Annotated in this window: 13 protein-coding genes and 4 pseudogenes; 12 read left to right on the top strand and 5 right to left on the bottom strand. The window is 33.6% G+C overall.

What is annotated here, in order from left to right:
- Positions 1 to 115 precede the first annotated feature (115 nt).
- Both AACL19_RS01255 and AACL19_RS01250 read right to left on the bottom strand, forming a co-directional pair.
- A complete protein-coding gene (locus tag AACL19_RS01255; RefSeq protein WP_339046035.1) occupies positions 116 to 1564 on the bottom strand; it encodes a hypothetical protein in 1449 nt (482 codons plus the stop codon).
- Positions 1565 to 1573: 9 nt separating this feature from the next.
- Entirely contained in the window at positions 1574 to 4918 is a 3345-nt protein-coding gene (locus AACL19_RS01250) for a hypothetical protein (RefSeq protein WP_339046033.1), read from the bottom strand.
- A 576-nt stretch (positions 4919 to 5494) separates the two neighbouring features.
- On the opposite strand from AACL19_RS01250, the gene AACL19_RS01245 reads away from it, so the two are divergent.
- The 10 genes and pseudogenes from AACL19_RS01245 (at position 5495) to AACL19_RS06980 (ending at position 9710) form a co-directional block, all read left to right on the top strand.
- Positions 5495 to 5755: a translation initiation factor IF-1 gene (locus tag AACL19_RS01245; RefSeq protein WP_339046031.1), complete on the top strand. Its 261-nt coding sequence runs from the start codon at positions 5495 to 5497 to the stop codon at positions 5753 to 5755.
- Positions 5739 to 6347, top strand: coding sequence for a Maf family nucleotide pyrophosphatase (locus AACL19_RS01240; protein WP_339046029.1), 609 nt, complete (start codon positions 5739 to 5741; stop codon positions 6345 to 6347). The genes AACL19_RS01245 and AACL19_RS01240 overlap by 17 nt, the downstream gene beginning before the upstream one ends.
- A 114-nt stretch (positions 6348 to 6461) precedes the next feature.
- Positions 6462 to 6659 (top strand): transposase, encoded by a 198-nt coding sequence (locus AACL19_RS07000; protein WP_410519846.1) that lies wholly within the window; start codon positions 6462 to 6464, stop codon positions 6657 to 6659.
- Between the two features lie 23 nt (positions 6660 to 6682).
- Positions 6683 to 6826, top strand: a complete 144-nt coding sequence (locus tag AACL19_RS06995; RefSeq protein WP_410519863.1) for a hypothetical protein — start codon at positions 6683 to 6685, stop codon at positions 6824 to 6826.
- 468 nt (positions 6827 to 7294) lie between these two features.
- Positions 7295 to 7432 carry a hypothetical protein gene (locus tag AACL19_RS01230; RefSeq protein ID WP_339046025.1) on the top strand — a complete coding sequence of 46 codons (138 nt, stop codon included), beginning with the start codon at positions 7295 to 7297 and terminating at the stop codon, positions 7430 to 7432.
- A 57-nt stretch (positions 7433 to 7489) separates the two neighbouring features.
- Positions 7490 to 7798 carry an ankyrin repeat domain-containing protein gene (locus tag AACL19_RS01225; RefSeq protein ID WP_339046023.1) on the top strand — a complete coding sequence of 103 codons (309 nt, stop codon included), beginning with the start codon at positions 7490 to 7492 and terminating at the stop codon, positions 7796 to 7798.
- Positions 7799 to 8086 carry an ankyrin repeat domain-containing protein gene (locus tag AACL19_RS06990; RefSeq protein ID WP_410519873.1) on the top strand — a complete coding sequence of 96 codons (288 nt, stop codon included), beginning with the start codon at positions 7799 to 7801 and terminating at the stop codon, positions 8084 to 8086.
- Positions 8047 to 8223 (top strand): annotated as a pseudogene (locus AACL19_RS06985) (ankyrin repeat domain-containing protein); the annotation flags it as partial. The gene AACL19_RS06990 and the pseudogene AACL19_RS06985, both read left to right, overlap by 40 nt.
- Before the next feature lie 192 nt (positions 8224 to 8415).
- A complete protein-coding gene (locus AACL19_RS01220) occupies positions 8416 to 9309 on the top strand; it encodes a hypothetical protein (protein WP_339046021.1) in 894 nt (297 codons plus the stop codon).
- Positions 9310 to 9350: 41 nt separating this feature from the next.
- Positions 9351 to 9710 (top strand): hypothetical protein, encoded by a 360-nt coding sequence (locus AACL19_RS06980; protein WP_410519862.1) that lies wholly within the window; start codon positions 9351 to 9353, stop codon positions 9708 to 9710.
- Here the strand turns inward: AACL19_RS06980 and AACL19_RS01215 are convergent.
- Positions 9688 to 10097: pseudogene (locus AACL19_RS01215) on the bottom strand (IS256 family transposase); the annotation flags it as partial. The gene AACL19_RS06980 and the pseudogene AACL19_RS01215 sit on opposite strands and share 23 nt — an antisense overlap.
- Before the next feature lie 173 nt (positions 10098 to 10270).
- Here AACL19_RS01215 and AACL19_RS01210 point away from each other — a divergent pair.
- Positions 10271 to 10695: pseudogene (locus AACL19_RS01210) on the top strand (IS630 family transposase); the annotation flags it as partial.
- 508 nt (positions 10696 to 11203) lie between these two features.
- Positions 11204 to 11701: pseudogene (locus tag AACL19_RS01205) on the top strand (IS4 family transposase); the annotation flags it as partial.
- A gap of 826 nt (positions 11702 to 12527) precedes the next feature.
- Here the strand turns inward: AACL19_RS01205 and AACL19_RS01200 are convergent.
- Together AACL19_RS01200 and AACL19_RS01195 are read right to left on the bottom strand one after the other, a co-directional pair.
- Entirely contained in the window at positions 12528 to 13754 is a 1227-nt protein-coding gene (locus AACL19_RS01200) for a citrate synthase (RefSeq protein WP_339046019.1), read from the bottom strand.
- A 66-nt stretch (positions 13755 to 13820) separates the two neighbouring features.
- Complete coding sequence (locus AACL19_RS01195) at positions 13821 to 15131, bottom strand: hypothetical protein (protein ID WP_339046017.1); 1311 nt, start codon at positions 15129 to 15131, stop codon at positions 13821 to 13823.
- Between the last annotated feature and the right edge of the window lie 68 nt (positions 15132 to 15199).

Here is a 15199-nt window from a genome sequence, read left to right as displayed (position 1 = left end):
GCTGAAATCTTCCACCCTGACTTTAATAAACTCATTGGTTAAAAACAGGACCAGGAAGAACATCCCTCTGTTCAAGTCATATTCTGCTTTCTTATGAATCATTCTGTGGGAAATGCTATACATAAGAGAATGGCGACATAGCATAATCATTTACATAATTTGCAATGTATTCAATTAAGTTGCAGTTCACAGGATCTAAATGATTAGCGCTTAAGATGTTATTGCTCTCTCTTATTGTGTTTGATTCACATCCATTGTCCCCTATAGCAATAGTAAATGAAGGATGATCGTAAAGGCGATCCTTAATTCCTATTTGATTATTGGTATAATGAAATCCATCCTGACTATCATAATAGCCGTACTCATCTATTAATGACCCAACTTTTTCATTTTCAATTTCATATATATCTACTCCATGTTGCTTAGAATCTGCATAATCTTTAACATTTGGTTTAGCAATAAATGATGGAAAAGAACCATTTTTAGCGTAATATTTTGCAAAATCTATGCTTTTGACACCTTTTTTAATATGTTCAATATTTATTAACTTATAATCATCTGGCATTGCGTGATATTCATGACCATACCTATTACAAAAAGCTAATTTATAGTGATCTTTCTCATCTTTTACTACTTTTAAAAAATGAAAGTGTTCTGGTAGACTAAAACTATCTTTATCCTTTGCAAAGTGATCATAAATATGAATTGCATTGTCATAAAAGTAATATCCCACCTTTGAAAAAGCACCAGCTATATCTTTATCTTCTAATTTTATATTAGCTGCATACTTACCAAAGCTTATCTCGTCCCCTTTCACTACCTTTGCACTAAGTTTCTTAAGTAAGGCATAATTACTAGTTAATTTTTCAGTGCTATCTGCTATTTTACTAAGTTTATCAGATAAATCTTGTTTATCTTTCATAAAGCCCTCTACAGCTGTTAAAGCTTCAACAGCCGTTAATTTAAACTGGTAATATTCATCCTTACCGTACATTGGTATACAAGTGCCATTTTTATCTGAAATACAAGTAATTTCAGAACAACATGTACCTTCTTCTTTTGTTGTCAAATAAAGCCCATCAGTTTTTTTTACAACTTCTTGCAGTATCTGATCATCTTCGTCATCAAAGTTGATGAAATTCAATAATCCAGTAAATCTACCTTTAGGTAAATTATCATCCGTTTTATTATAAAATGATAAACCAATACCGAATTTTGTAGAATTGCTTTCTATATTCTTAACTGTAGTGTCTACTATTCCTCCTGATTCAAGAACTTTTATAATATTATCTTTATCTTTACTTATTATTGCATCTTGATCTACTATAAAACCTTGCCCATTTAACTTTAAGGCTGAAGATCCATCATATAAAATTATCTTGTCTTTTTCCCCTTTTAACTTTAATTCACTCTTATCACTTATTTGTGCATTTCTATTCTGTGCATAGATAGTGTATCCACCATTATTATTTTGTTCTAATAAATAACTTGCAGCTGGCAGCCTAATTAATTTTCTATAATCTTCATTAAATGGACCTATTGTGACTTTTTTAGATGTACTCATGCCCTCCCTTTACATTACTTTTAATTTAAATACCCCGGCGGGCATTCCACCAACAGCATATACATTACTTGAATTGGTAACAATAGCATTATCAACAAAACTCCGTGGTTGTTTATTATCTATTGATACTTTTTTAATATCTATGGCATTTCTCTGCTGCAATCTATCTGCTAATGCCTCTCTCATATGGTTTTCAAAAAGGCTGAAAAATTTATCAGGGCAGTTTGGATAAGCTTCTTTTGCTACTGCTAGCAAAGTTTTTAGTAGCTTTCTCTCATCATTTAATAATTGCTTATTTATAATGGTTGATTGCAGCTTTATTGGGTTAAAATTTAGACTCTGCATACCACAATTTTTAGCAGTTTTTTGTAATACCTTTTCAAATTTAGTAGCAATATTTGCAGCGTCTACTGCTTTTGCTGCTTGCTCAAGTTCCTGTATCTTATTTTCTAGCCTATATTTATTTTGTCCTACAATAGGGTAGAAGAAATTTATTACGTTAGATGTGAATGAAGTTGGCTTGCTTGCTCCACTTGCTGCTGATATATCGCTGAAATCCTCTGCTCTTTTAGTTTTTCTTTTACTTATAGATGCACTACAAACTTGATTAGTAGACTCTATTTTACAAAAAATATCTCTTACATTATTAAAATCTTTTTGAGCATTTTGACTATAAGTTTCTGCATTTTGTTCTGACTTCAATGCATTTCCAGCAGCCCTTTCAGCATCTTGAGCTATACCCTTAGTTATATCTTGCAATTCTACCACATTGTCATGTAATAATTCAGTTTTGTTTTTGGCGTCTTGCGCTTTTTTAGTGAAACTTTCAGAAGCATTTTTATTTGCTTCTACTTCTTTTTGAACATTTTGAATTTTAATTTTTGTTTGATTTATTTCACTGAAGAATTGTTCAGCTACTGCAGCATTTACACCATCTACTCCTGACAAACCAACATCACCTCTTTCTCCTTTCGGACCTTGTTCTCCCGGCTTGCCTTTTAACCCATGCGATCCAGCACGACCTTTAGTACCTTGATCACCCTTAGAACCTGTTACTCCTTTTAAGCCTTGCTCACCCTTTGCTCCTGGTTTGCCATCAATTCCAGATAATCCAGTATCACCTCTTTCTCCTTTTGGACCTTGTTCTCCCGGCTTGCCTTTTAACCCATGCGATCCAGCATGACCTTTAGTACCTTGCATTCCTGGTGTGCCATCATTTCCTCTTGGACCTGCACTACCTTGATCACCCTTAGAACCTGTTGCTCCTTTTAAGCCTTGTTCACCTTTTGTCCCTGGTTGTCCACCCATTCCAGGTAGTCCTATTTCTCCATTATTGCCTTTCTCTCCTTGTGAACCTTGCATTCCAAGTTCACCTTTATCTCCCTTATCACCCCTCAAACCTTGCAATCCACTTCCACCTTGCTCACCCTTTGCTCCTGGTTTACCATCAATTCCAGATAATCCAGTATCACCTTTTTCTCCTGCCTGTCCATCCACTCCAGGTAACCCATCTGTTCCTACTTTTCCCGGTATACCGCTCTCCCCTTTTGGACCTTGAATTTTTCCTGGATTTTGACTTAACTTTTCTGCAATGCTCCGCATTAACTCTGCATCACTTGCAAGTTTCTCTATTAATGTTTTACCATCCTGATCAGTAGCGTTAGCCAAAGAATCTACCAATTCTTGATTTTTATCATAAAATAAACTATTGGCTACTTCCCTATGAAAACCCTTGTCGTCAGCAAGACTGCCCATAATTTGCTGTTCTAGTAGTAAGTTATCATCTTCATCACGATACTCAAGTATCTCATGTATAGTAGCCTTATCACCAAACAAATTTTGTGCAATTTTAGTTTGCAAATCAGGGCTATTTGTAAGTTTTTCTACCAATGTCTTACTATCTTGACCTGTAACATTAAGTAGTGAGTTTATTAACTTCTGATCATTATAATAAAGCAGGTCATTTGCCACTTTCATATAAAAATTCTTATCACTAGTAAGGCTGTTTACAATTTGCTTATCTAACAAAAAGTCGCCACTTTTGTCACGTTGTTCAAGTATTTGGTGAGCAATGGTATTATTAGTAAGCAGATTTTGTATCGCCTCCTTAGTATTTGCATCTTTTCCTGGTAATCCAATATTCCCTTTATTACCTTGCTTACCAACTAACCCAGGTTCTCCTTTCTTTCCTCTTGGTCCTGGTTCACCTGGAAAACCAAATACCTCATTTGTCTCAGGCTCTCCTTTTTCACCTTTCCAACCTCTATCTCCTCTTGGTCCTGGTTCACCTGGAAAACCAGATACCCCATTTGTCCCAGGCTCTCCTTTTTCCCCTTTAACTGCCTCAATTACAACTTGTCCTATTGTAAAATTTAGTGTGTTGATACTCTTCTCTAAACTTCCAACTTTTTGTTTTAACTCCTCAAAGTCCTTAAAATTTACATTAATTTTCATATTATGGAAGGAGTCATACATGTTTTCCATGTAATAGTAATACGGATGTAAATTAGAGTTATCATATGTAAATGATCCTGGAATAATGGTATAAAAGTTCTTACACTGGCCATTTTCATCTGATAAGCATCCTACATAACTATTGCCTGATCTTTCTATCATAAAACAATTAAAAAGCCTGTCTTCGAAAACCTTTGTTTCTTTTAAAGATTGAGAAAACAGCTGTAGTGCTTCACTATCAACGTTATAGGCAAAGATAATATTATTGAGCATTCCAATATAGCCATAAGAGTTGCTCCATATATTAACACTCTTATAATTATTTAATGGGGGCTCTCTTAAAAAATTTTTTCCAACCTCTATCTCAAGTCTTCTATCAGGAAATTTTCTTAAATCACTCAAAATAGAACGTATATCTTGACTGCTTATTATATCTTTTGGATCTATTAAAACTTTACCATCTTTAAATGGTAGATAGCTAACTTTACATTCTGTAATATTGTATGCATAAAGATATTGACTACTCACATAAGTACGCTTATTGCTTGTATACTGAGCAATACTATTATTAGTAGCTATGTTAATACTGTCACTATTGTAGTTACAATAATAGTAATAATATTGACTGCCTCTATCGACTAAGGCAAACTTATCTCCATTATTCGTTCTTTCTAATTTTAAATATAATCCTTTGTTGTCAAAATGGTTTAATATCCTTTGTTTAAGACCATAATTCCAACCAAATATGACAAAATCATCGTTATTGGTAAAAGTATAAGATGTTGTAGGTAAATCAATTGCTTCTACGTAACTTATATTTACTTTAATGGTAGAATAATCGTCTATACCATTACAAGTAAGTTTAGATAATAAGTCACCTTTTATTAAGTTAAAACGCATCTTTCTATTCCCCCTTGCACAACTAATACAACTGATATAATATGCTAGTTTTAAATTGACAAGTCATTTTCCAATAAAAGAATATATGATTATTAAATGTTCCCACTCAATATTTAAAAGATAAATTTATTTTATAACTTCTATACTTTTTGAATTAGAGGGAGTCGTGCACATTCTTCTCAATATTTAGATTTCTCTGATATAAATCATGATTTTGAAAATATGAGTCAGTGTTTAAGAAAAAAACAGGAGCATACCCAACACCCCATCACCAACGCAACATTCAAGTAGGTCTTCAAGTCCACTTTACAATGCTTTTGAGAACCATTATTCGAATCGTGGTAGTGCATTGCTACCAGAAGAAAATGACGAGTCGTTTGTAGTAATTCGATCACCTGAGTCTCCATCATCAAATTTAGATAGTAGTATAGAAGTGTTAAGATGTAATAATCAAAGGGTAATATAATATAGGGATAAAAAAGCTCCATGAAACTTTTTACGGAGCTTTTAAATAAGAATTTATTGTAATATTGTGTATATTCTCTAAACTTTGTGTTTTATTAAGCTTGTAAAGATGTGTCAAAGAAAGGTATTATAGAAATTGAGGGTATAGTTACTGCTGCATTGCCTGATGCAAATTTTAAAGTTAAACTCAGTAATGGCCATGAGTTAACTGTTTTCCTTGCAAACAGAATGCGGCAGTCATCACAAAGAAAAATCAATATTTCAGTTGGTGATAGGGTTTTAGTTGAAATAAGTACTGCCTGCAGTAATATAAAAGATATAAAAGGACGTATTGTGAGGAGATTGAGGAACGTCAGTGAAAACAAAAGTTAAAACAAATAGTTTAATACTTGCGTCATCTTCAAAGCAGCGTTTAGGTTTACTAAATCAAATGAATGTATCTCCTGGATTGATTGTATCACCAGATATAAATGAGTCACCTAACAAAAAAGAATTGCCAAAGCAATACTCAATTCGCATGGCGCAAAGTAAAGTACATTCAGTAAGAAAATCATATCCTGATTACTTTATACTGAGTGCTGATACAGTTGTTTCGTGTGGAAGAAGGGTATTGCCAAAAACAGAAACTAAACAGGAGGTAGAAAAGTGTATACGTCTACTATCAGGAAGGAGACATAGAGTTTATACTACCGTTTGTTTGCTGACACCAAATGATAGTGTACATATTAAAAGTACTATAACGATAATAAAATTTAAACGTTTAACTGAGCAAGAAATAAGCAATTATTTACTGTCAAATCAGTGGAGTGGTAAGGCGGGAGGGTGCAACCTGCAAGGCATAGCAGGGATGTTTATATTATGGCTTAGAGGGTCATACTTTTCTGCTATTGGGTTGCCTCTATATGAAACTTATTGTTTATTAAGTCAATATGGATTACTGAAAGATAGTATTGTAGATATATAAAAATTCTAAATTTTTATGTAGTTAGGTGGGTGACCCACGCCTTAAGGCGAAGACTTTAGTATAGGATTACTTTAGTATTTTCTATGGATTAAAAACATAGCTCTCATAGTACGTTTGATTTCACGTAGTACTAAGTATAGGTACAGGATACTTGTAGGTGAAACAGCAGTAGAGAGATTATCAGAAAATTACGTAGATATTGTAAGTGGTAATATTACGCCTGATCACGTACATATGCTAATTTCTATGCCGCCCACTATCCAACAATATATCAAAGGGAACGTAAGTTATTCCAAGAGTTTGAACAATTAAGAAAAAGATACTGGGGTCAACATTTGTGGGCTAGAGGATATTTTGCTGTTACCGTTGGTAATGTAAATTCTACAGATGTGCAGAAGTATATTGTTGAACACTCCCTTGATTCTTGCTGTTGTTGCTGCTTGAAATTAGTTGCATACCGTTTCTCAGCGGGTCTGTAGCTTCTTTGCGCAAGCAAGGTAAAAACATAATTGTTTGGGTAAGAAGCTCGTTTCTCTAATGCCCTGTTTAAGGCATTGAGTTTATCTTCTGGTTCTTTTAATTCACCTGATTTTATTGGTCTTTTGATTATTTTTTTAAATTCTTCGTCCTCATCTTCTATATCCTTACTACTCAGCTTCAACTCTATTGTCTCACTGTTTAGCCTTCCCTTTTGATTATTGCCCTCTTGCTCCTTAATCTCTTCACTGCTTAATTTTAGCTTCTTATCTTCTTTGAATTGTTCTGATAAGATTGGCTGTTCTACTACTTCTTCTGCAGCTTGCATAAAAAAATACTTAAATAATTAAGATCATCATACTAGTATAAGTATAACTAGAAAATGTTTTTTTTAATATAAATTACTAAGCTTTTTAATTGACTCTTCTCCATAAAATAGTAAAATATGTTAACTTAGTCATGGAAGAGTAATGTGTAAAATATTAAAATCATTGGATAATGATCCAGAGGTAAACTCAAGTAATGTAGTTCAGAGGATAGCTGAAGGGTTTAAAAAGCAAAAAGCAGAACTATATAGCAAAATAGATGAGAGTGATTATTTTTCTTAGTCAGCATATCGTTCTTGTTATGAAGAGCATGAATCATGGCGGCAAAGTGGGTTTTCGTTGGATCATTCATTTAAATACGGAGGGCGATTACTAGACATAGCTGCTGACGGTGGCTGTTTTAATATGGTTAAGCATTTAAAAAATGCAGGAGCAAGTATTGATATCCAAGATAATCGAGGGAAAAGTGCTCTACACCGGGCTATTGAACACGGTGATAAAGAAGCGATACAATGCTTGCTTGCAAATGGTTCTGATATTAATGTAGGAACTGAAACCGCTCAGGATACCGCTCTGTATCTTGCAGTCACAAGAGGCCGTGTTGCTTTTTATGAAACTAATGCTGCTGATCAGGAAAAATATATATAGATAATAAAATTTTTAATAGAAGAAAAAGCTAATATCCATGCAACGAATAAGTATGGGGCTACCCCTTTACATAATGCAGTTGGTTACTGTGGAAGCATAGATATAACGAAACTATTAATAGAAAATGGTGCAAATGTTAATTTTCAAGATGGGGCAGGATATACACCTCTACACGATGCTGCTAATGAAGATGATAAAGATATAGTAGCACTGCTAATAGAAAATGGAGCAAATGTCAATGCCACAAATGCAGGGGGGAGACTCCTTTACATAAGGCATCTAATATAGATACACTAAAACTTTTAATAGCAAAAGGAGCAAAGATTGATGTCAAAAATAATGTAGGGAAGACAGCTCTACATCGTAGGGCAGAAGGGCTTAATGATGAGGCAATACTCATTCTGATAGAACATGGTGCCAATCCTTGGGCAAAGGATATATATGGTCAAACACCGGTATATCTATATGCCTTTAAACGAAACGATACTCTTTTTGGAGTTATAGCTACACTCTGTGCACAGCTTAGTTTTCCAGTTACTGTCTATGAAAAACGTGCAGGGTTCACTAGAAATATTAATATAAAAACAGAAGATAATTTTTTTAAAGAAGTACACGAAGTGCTTTCTCGATTAAGTGTAAAAACTGAGTTTTTTATAAGGTTAGATGAACATCTTAAAGGCCAAAAGAATAGAATTCTTATAAAGGATTTAGAAGAGAGATTTGCAAAAGAAGCTAAGTCCTTAGGAGCTAAATACATAATAAAAGAAGTGGAAAGTTTTGAAGAGTTATATCAGAAACACAAAAGTTCAAATCCAATAATACTAGATTGTACGGGAAGAAACAGTAAATTAAGAACTAATGAATTTGGTTCCGATAAAGATAATCTAGTTACTACCCCACTGCAGTATGCAATGTATGTCAACTTTAAGGCAAAGATTAATGGTAATGTATCTTCTTTATATCAAGTCATGAAGTACGTTAAAAATATAAAGCTTACTGAAGTTGTGGTAAGTAAGAGTAAAGATAACAATGGTTTCTCAGATATAACATTACCGGTTTTTATAACTGATGAGCTAGCTAAAGTTTTTGATAAGGAATACCCAAATATAAATAGGGAACCTTTAAATCCATTTAATTCTCCAAATTCAGTGCCAGATAGCATCTTCTTGCCAATATCTTCTTTGCTTGGAAAGCTTATAATAGATGGATGCAGTGTAAATTTAAATAGTGTTAAGGTGAAAAAGATAGAAATTAGTTGTGGATACGCTCACAGAAGAAGTAAAGATAACTATATATGTCTGGGAGATTCAGCAATTCATTTAGCATTTTTTAGGTCTTTAAATTTAGGGTTAAAGCATGCTTTAGAGCTCTTTATAAAGCTATCAATGCTTCAAGCTAATGTACAGGCTTCCAAAGATGATGAAATAATCAAACAATTCAAAGAACACTATCCACACTTGTACCCAATAAAGGTTTATTCTACAGTAGCAAGAAATTTTAGCGAAGGTTAATCAAGAGTTTAGTAGTAATATTAGGAAATTCTTGCCTAATTATGAGAGAGTTATACCAAAAGGAGATGAATATAAAATTATCATTGAAAATTTATCAAATGTTTTTCAAATGCAAAAATTTGCCCTTCAAAAAAGCAACAAATCGCAAGAAGCACAGCCCCAAAGTAGGAGTGCTCAAAAAAGACCTAAACCTTTTACTGTTCTCGAGGGTACAGAATGCCTCTCAGTTTCTAATCAAAAGAAAAGATAAGGCTATGGTAGGAGCAGTTTTTTTAACAATGGGAATTAGCTTAGCAGCAGCTTTGCATAAAGAGGAAGTGGTTCCCCAAACTGGGTCAAAAACTCAACTAAATTTTCAATCTGTTAGGAAAGAAGGTATCAAAAAGCCCAATTTGGTATAGTCCAATTTTGCTCTATTTTTTTTATAGCACAATATAATTCAAGGCATTTGTAATTGGTTTTTTCCTGATTTGCCCATTCAATTGGATGGTAGTATAAACCTAACAGGATCTGAGTACTTAAAATAGCCAGTTTCCCAATTATTTTGCCATAGGATTCCCCATTTTTCTTCTAATTCAAGCATTCAGCTATTTCTCTATTTGAAGCCTTTCTTCAAATCATTCATTTTGCTGGATACATATTTTAATGAGTTCCTTATCTCATATACAATTGCACTTCTGCACTGGGAAATACACTGTTTATGGCTGTAGGAAAGCTTTTAATACACAAATTCCACACTTTGAGATCATTCCCTAACTAAAACCTTCGCTTTCAGCTAGATAAAAACCTCTTTTTTTGATCTATGCCAAGTATATTATTTGCTTACTTTAACTTTAAAAAATCATTGGGCAAGTAATTGCGCCACTCATTGGTAATATGTAATATTGCTGCTGCTTATGGTCGTAAATTTCTTCTATAGACCTTCTCATAATAGTCAAAATAAGCTAAAATATGGATTTAAGTGTGGGAAGGGAAGGCAGCATATAGTTACGATTTAAGGAAAAAAGCAATTGGACGAAGGAGAAAATCTGTAGCTATAAGATATAAAATAGAACATTATATGAGTGGCAGGTAAGACGCAAAGAAGCAGGAGACTTTTTACCAAAAAAACCTGGAAGCGTTGGCTATAATCATAAAATTGGAATGAGTTTATCGAATTTGCTAAAAAGCATGGAGCTATCGAAAATAGCTGAACTTTGGGGTAATATTAATTTTCAACTGAAGAAAATTGGATTAAAAAAAGACCTATGGATATAGGGAAAGAAATAAAGAGCAGAATTCTTGAAGCAACCTAAAAGTCTGGTACGAATCAATAATACAGAACTTATGGATATTACCAGAAATGCTTCAAAATCTGGAAAAAAGAGTCAGCGTATTAGTATACTCTGAATAATGGGAAAATGGGAGTATTCTCCAAACCATACGAGTGCAGATAAGGGAAGTTGGTGGAGAGAAGAAAAAAACAGGCCTCTTAAATTTATTACAAAAAATTATAATGAGAAAAATAACTAATTTATCCTCAACGAATTTTGTAATGAGAAAGCAGATGAAATATCAACTATAACAGAAAAGAAATTGAATGATTTTGGGTAACATAGGAGTTGTAGCATAGATAGAATTATTAAATGAAGATTCTGTAAGGTTTAAATTTTAGGTTTACTGAATATGAAAAGAATGTACAACAACTTTATTTAGAAACATCTCACAATTTAAAACAATTTAAAAGCATAGGATATATTAGCCTACCTAATGATATGGAAAATTTGTATAAAGGATATGTATAGTGGTTATGAATGGGATAAAATTACATTCTAAATCATGAGCTAACAGATCAGGGTTATAGAGGCAATATATCAACTGCTGACTTAGTTGTACCTTAAACAAATGGATGAAGCTTAGCTATTATAAATCCGATACCAATATGTATAACATAGAAACAAATCAAAAAATAGAGTTTGTTTAAAATTTCTAGAAAGGAAAAAATTAAAGTGAGATCAAAAGAAGAAGGGCTAATAAAAAGTCTTCTCAAAAGAATCAAAAATTGCTGGATTGGTCAATATTCATAACTAATGTCACAGAGAATAAAATTAATGCTATTAACAATTTACAAAGTAAATTATTTAAATTATATAAGTGATGAACTTAAAGATGCAATATATGCTAAATTGTGCGCAATTCTTATATTTTATGGTATAGTTGGTTGCACAGAAGTGAAAAAGAATACAGAACTTAGCTTAACAAAGGCATTTATTGAATTAAAAAGAGAGAGTTGTTTTTAGCGTTAAATAATAAAATTAAAGGCTTAAAGATCTTTCTTGAAAAGCTTGCCATAACTTGGTCACAATTTTCTGTGCAAGTTAAGTTCATTGAATCTTCTAACACTTTAACTTGACTCGTATGGTTTGGGGAATACTTCCTTTGAGCTCTTGTTAGAACCTGTCTTAAAAATGAGCTAATTTATGAAGCATAATATATTAAAGAAAATATTAGCTTTGGAAGTTTGAGGAGAGTGCTCATAATCCTTCGCCTAAAATTGGAGTTGCAACAATCCAACGTTTAGAAATCACCTGGAACTCTGTATCAACCATTTTTTTGGTAATTGTTATCCTGTTAACTTGTAATTTACCTGTATATCCTTTCTGTAACTTTTTCTTTAGCTTGAAATAAAGAGGTATAATTTTAACAGCAATTACAAGACCAATACAATACCCTTTTGTCAGTCTCTATTTTTGAGCAGTTTTAACTGATTAATTATTCCTACAGATATTTTTGCCAACCTTACTCTTTTAACTAATCTGCCATTTTCCACCATTTTTTAAGCAAAGCTATAAACTGTTTTCCATGACGTTTAGGCAATTGCCTCCACTGATATCATCACATAGCGGATTCCATTAATGATAGTTCTAATACTGTGTTTTCTTGGCTTCCCGGTCCTTTTAGGTTCAAATATGGCTCTTCCATTATCACCTATACCGCTTGAATACATACCATAAATATGCCCCTTATATCATAAATCTCTACTTCTTTCTATATACTTTGCAAACAGGTTCTAAAACCTCCATTTTTTTATACTAATCATACTTTTTAGTTTGATTCAGTTTACTGAACGCTTCCTTTTCTTCCCAGAAAATTGAGCTGAGTTAAAAATGCGATTTGATACAGTTTATTGCATGTTCCCCGTCAGTTTTTAATCCTACTAGCAAATCTATTTCAAATTTTTAATTTCCTATATAGAGCTGACGTGGCCTCCATATTTTGCTTTCCTTGCTATTTTTCATTTCATACCACTGAGCAACCCAACCTGCAGTCCTTGCCAGTGCAAAAATCGGTGTAAACATGTTCGTTGGTATTCCCATTGCTCTCAGTATTATTCCAGAATAGAAATCGACATTTGGATATAATTTTCTCTCTATAAAATACTCATCACTTAATGCTATTTTTTCTAACTCCATAGCAACTTCAAACAAATGATTATCATGAATACCAAGATCGTTTAATACTTTAGTGCAAACCTTTTTTAGCTCGCTGGCACGTGGATCATAGTTTTTGTAAACACGATGTCCAAATCCCATGAGTTTAAATTTGCCATTTTTTACTTTTTCAATAAATTGTCCTATATTGCTTGGGTGTTTTATCTCCTCAAGCATGCCAATTACTGCCTCATTTGCTCCACCATGTGCTGGCCCCCATAGAGCTGTAATACCAGCTGTAATACATGCAAGCAAATTAGCATTTGTAGATCCAGAAAGCCTAACAGCTGCTGTTGAGGCATTTTGTTCATGATCTGCATGCAAGATAAATATTTTATCTAAAGCCTTTACTGAAGTAGCATCATTCCTTACAGAGATCATCTTAAGGAAGTTTTTGCTGTAGCTAAGCTCATCACTGACTTCAGCAAGTTCCTTCCCAGTAACGTGATTATAAATCATTGCAATAATAACCGACACCTGTGCCACTGCTGCAACACCAAAACTTAAATCTTCAATGTTACTTCCATGTTGTACATGATAAGATGCAGCTAGGCATGAGAAACAGGCCATCAAAATAGGCATAGGATGAGAACTTGTAGGAAAAGCCTGTATTATATGCTTTATTTCCTTTGGCATTTGCCTAGATAGTGTCTGAACTTGTGATATAAAAACCTTATACTGCTTCTCAGCAGGAAGGTTTCCATAAAGTAGTAAATATACTACTGACAAAAAATCATACTCTATGAGCTGAGAAATTTCATATCCACGATGCAAAAGCTTTCCTTCCTCACCATCAATGAAAGTAATAGAAGAAGAGCATGCTGCAGTTGAAACAAACCCCGGATCATAAGTAAATAGCCCCGTGTTTTTATATAAGTCTTTTATATCCAGCGCACTGGGGCCACATTTACCCTCAAGTATAGCTAGCTCTACCTCTTTACCATTTTCTAATTTCAATAACGCTTTCTTATTCATGGGGCTATATTATAGCAAAACATCAGAAATGTAAATAAAGTTAGGTCTAAGAGAAAAAGTAGGATTTTAGCCTTTACTTAAACCGTTGTTGCTTTCTTTCCTTCCTGCTTCTACACTTTCTGTGTGTGATGAGCTTCTCTGAAGCATACTTGAAAATGAATTCTTTTTCTCTGCTGCCTTTTCTTCTTTTGCCTGCTTTATTTCAGTTAGTTTACTCTCAAATATACCTTGTATTCCTGTGAAAACATTCTTCGAATCAGGTAACCGATGTTTTTCCATCACTGCAGTTGCAATTTCACTAGCAGTTGCAATAAATTTGTTATCCTGAGCTTGGCTACTTTTGCCTTGAACATAATCTCCACTTACTTTACTTTCACCTTTTCTTACCATCCGATCTATATCTAAATCTAAACCTACTTCTTTTGCTGCATATTTTAATGCTTCTATCTTATCGGGATCAAATTTAACCTCAGCTTTTTTACCTGATTCTTGATCTGGAAAACAATATTTTGTTAAAAACTCCTCTAAGTTTGGGTTTTTAGATGTGACACCAGGTTTATGAGTTGATTTCCACAATTTCTCTAAGTTTGTTTCACGTGGAAGTACATTGGCAGCATTTTTAACATCATGCATTATCTTCTGTCCAGTTTTTCTAAACTCTGCTTTACTTGGAGTAGCAAGTTTGAGCCCACCAATAATAGCGATGGCAAGCCCTGCCACGGCAGCAACTGTTGCTAATATTGGCAAGGCTACAATTGCAAGAGGTGCACCTATTGCTATGCCAAACGTACTTAATCCAAACAACGATTTATCTTTATTACTAAGTTTGTTAAATTTTGTTAATTGTTCTTTAACAAATGATGGGTCATTTTCAATTTTATTCTTTAATTGCTTTTGCGCTTCTGGGCTGGATACAACTTTTGCAGCTTGATCTACAGCCTCTGACATCTCACTTTCACTTATGCTATCTGAGCTTAGTCCGCTTAATCCATTGCTAGAACACTGCTGAAAATCATTACTTGCTTCTGAAGATACACTTCTACGACGACCATAATTTTTGTTCATGTACATATACTCACCTTCACTATTTAGTGTTGATGGCGGTGGTGATGACGGCAGTGAAGGTGGTGTGACATTTCTACTTGCGTTGTTTCCTTTTTGTGAAACTGCATATATAGGCCGATTTAACGGTGTTTGAGATATGCCAAGTTGACTTAACACACTTTCTGTCAAACCGTCAACAGCACTTTGACCTTGTGATGATACACTACTATAATTACTTAATAAATTTTCAGAAGCTTGTCTTGATTGATCTGATGTCACTTCTGGTATTCCTAGTGCATTTGGATTCCCTTCATTTCCTCTATTACCTTCCATACCATCTCCATTAATAAATATAATATATTAGATTATACATAGAGATAGTTAATTTATTTATAATATGA

It is taken from the genome of Candidatus Mesenet endosymbiont of Agriotes lineatus (assembly GCF_964019585.1).
In the GTDB taxonomy this organism is placed as follows: domain Bacteria; phylum Pseudomonadota; class Alphaproteobacteria; order Rickettsiales; family Anaplasmataceae; genus Mesenet.
This window is presented reverse-complemented; position numbering and strand designations above follow the sequence as displayed.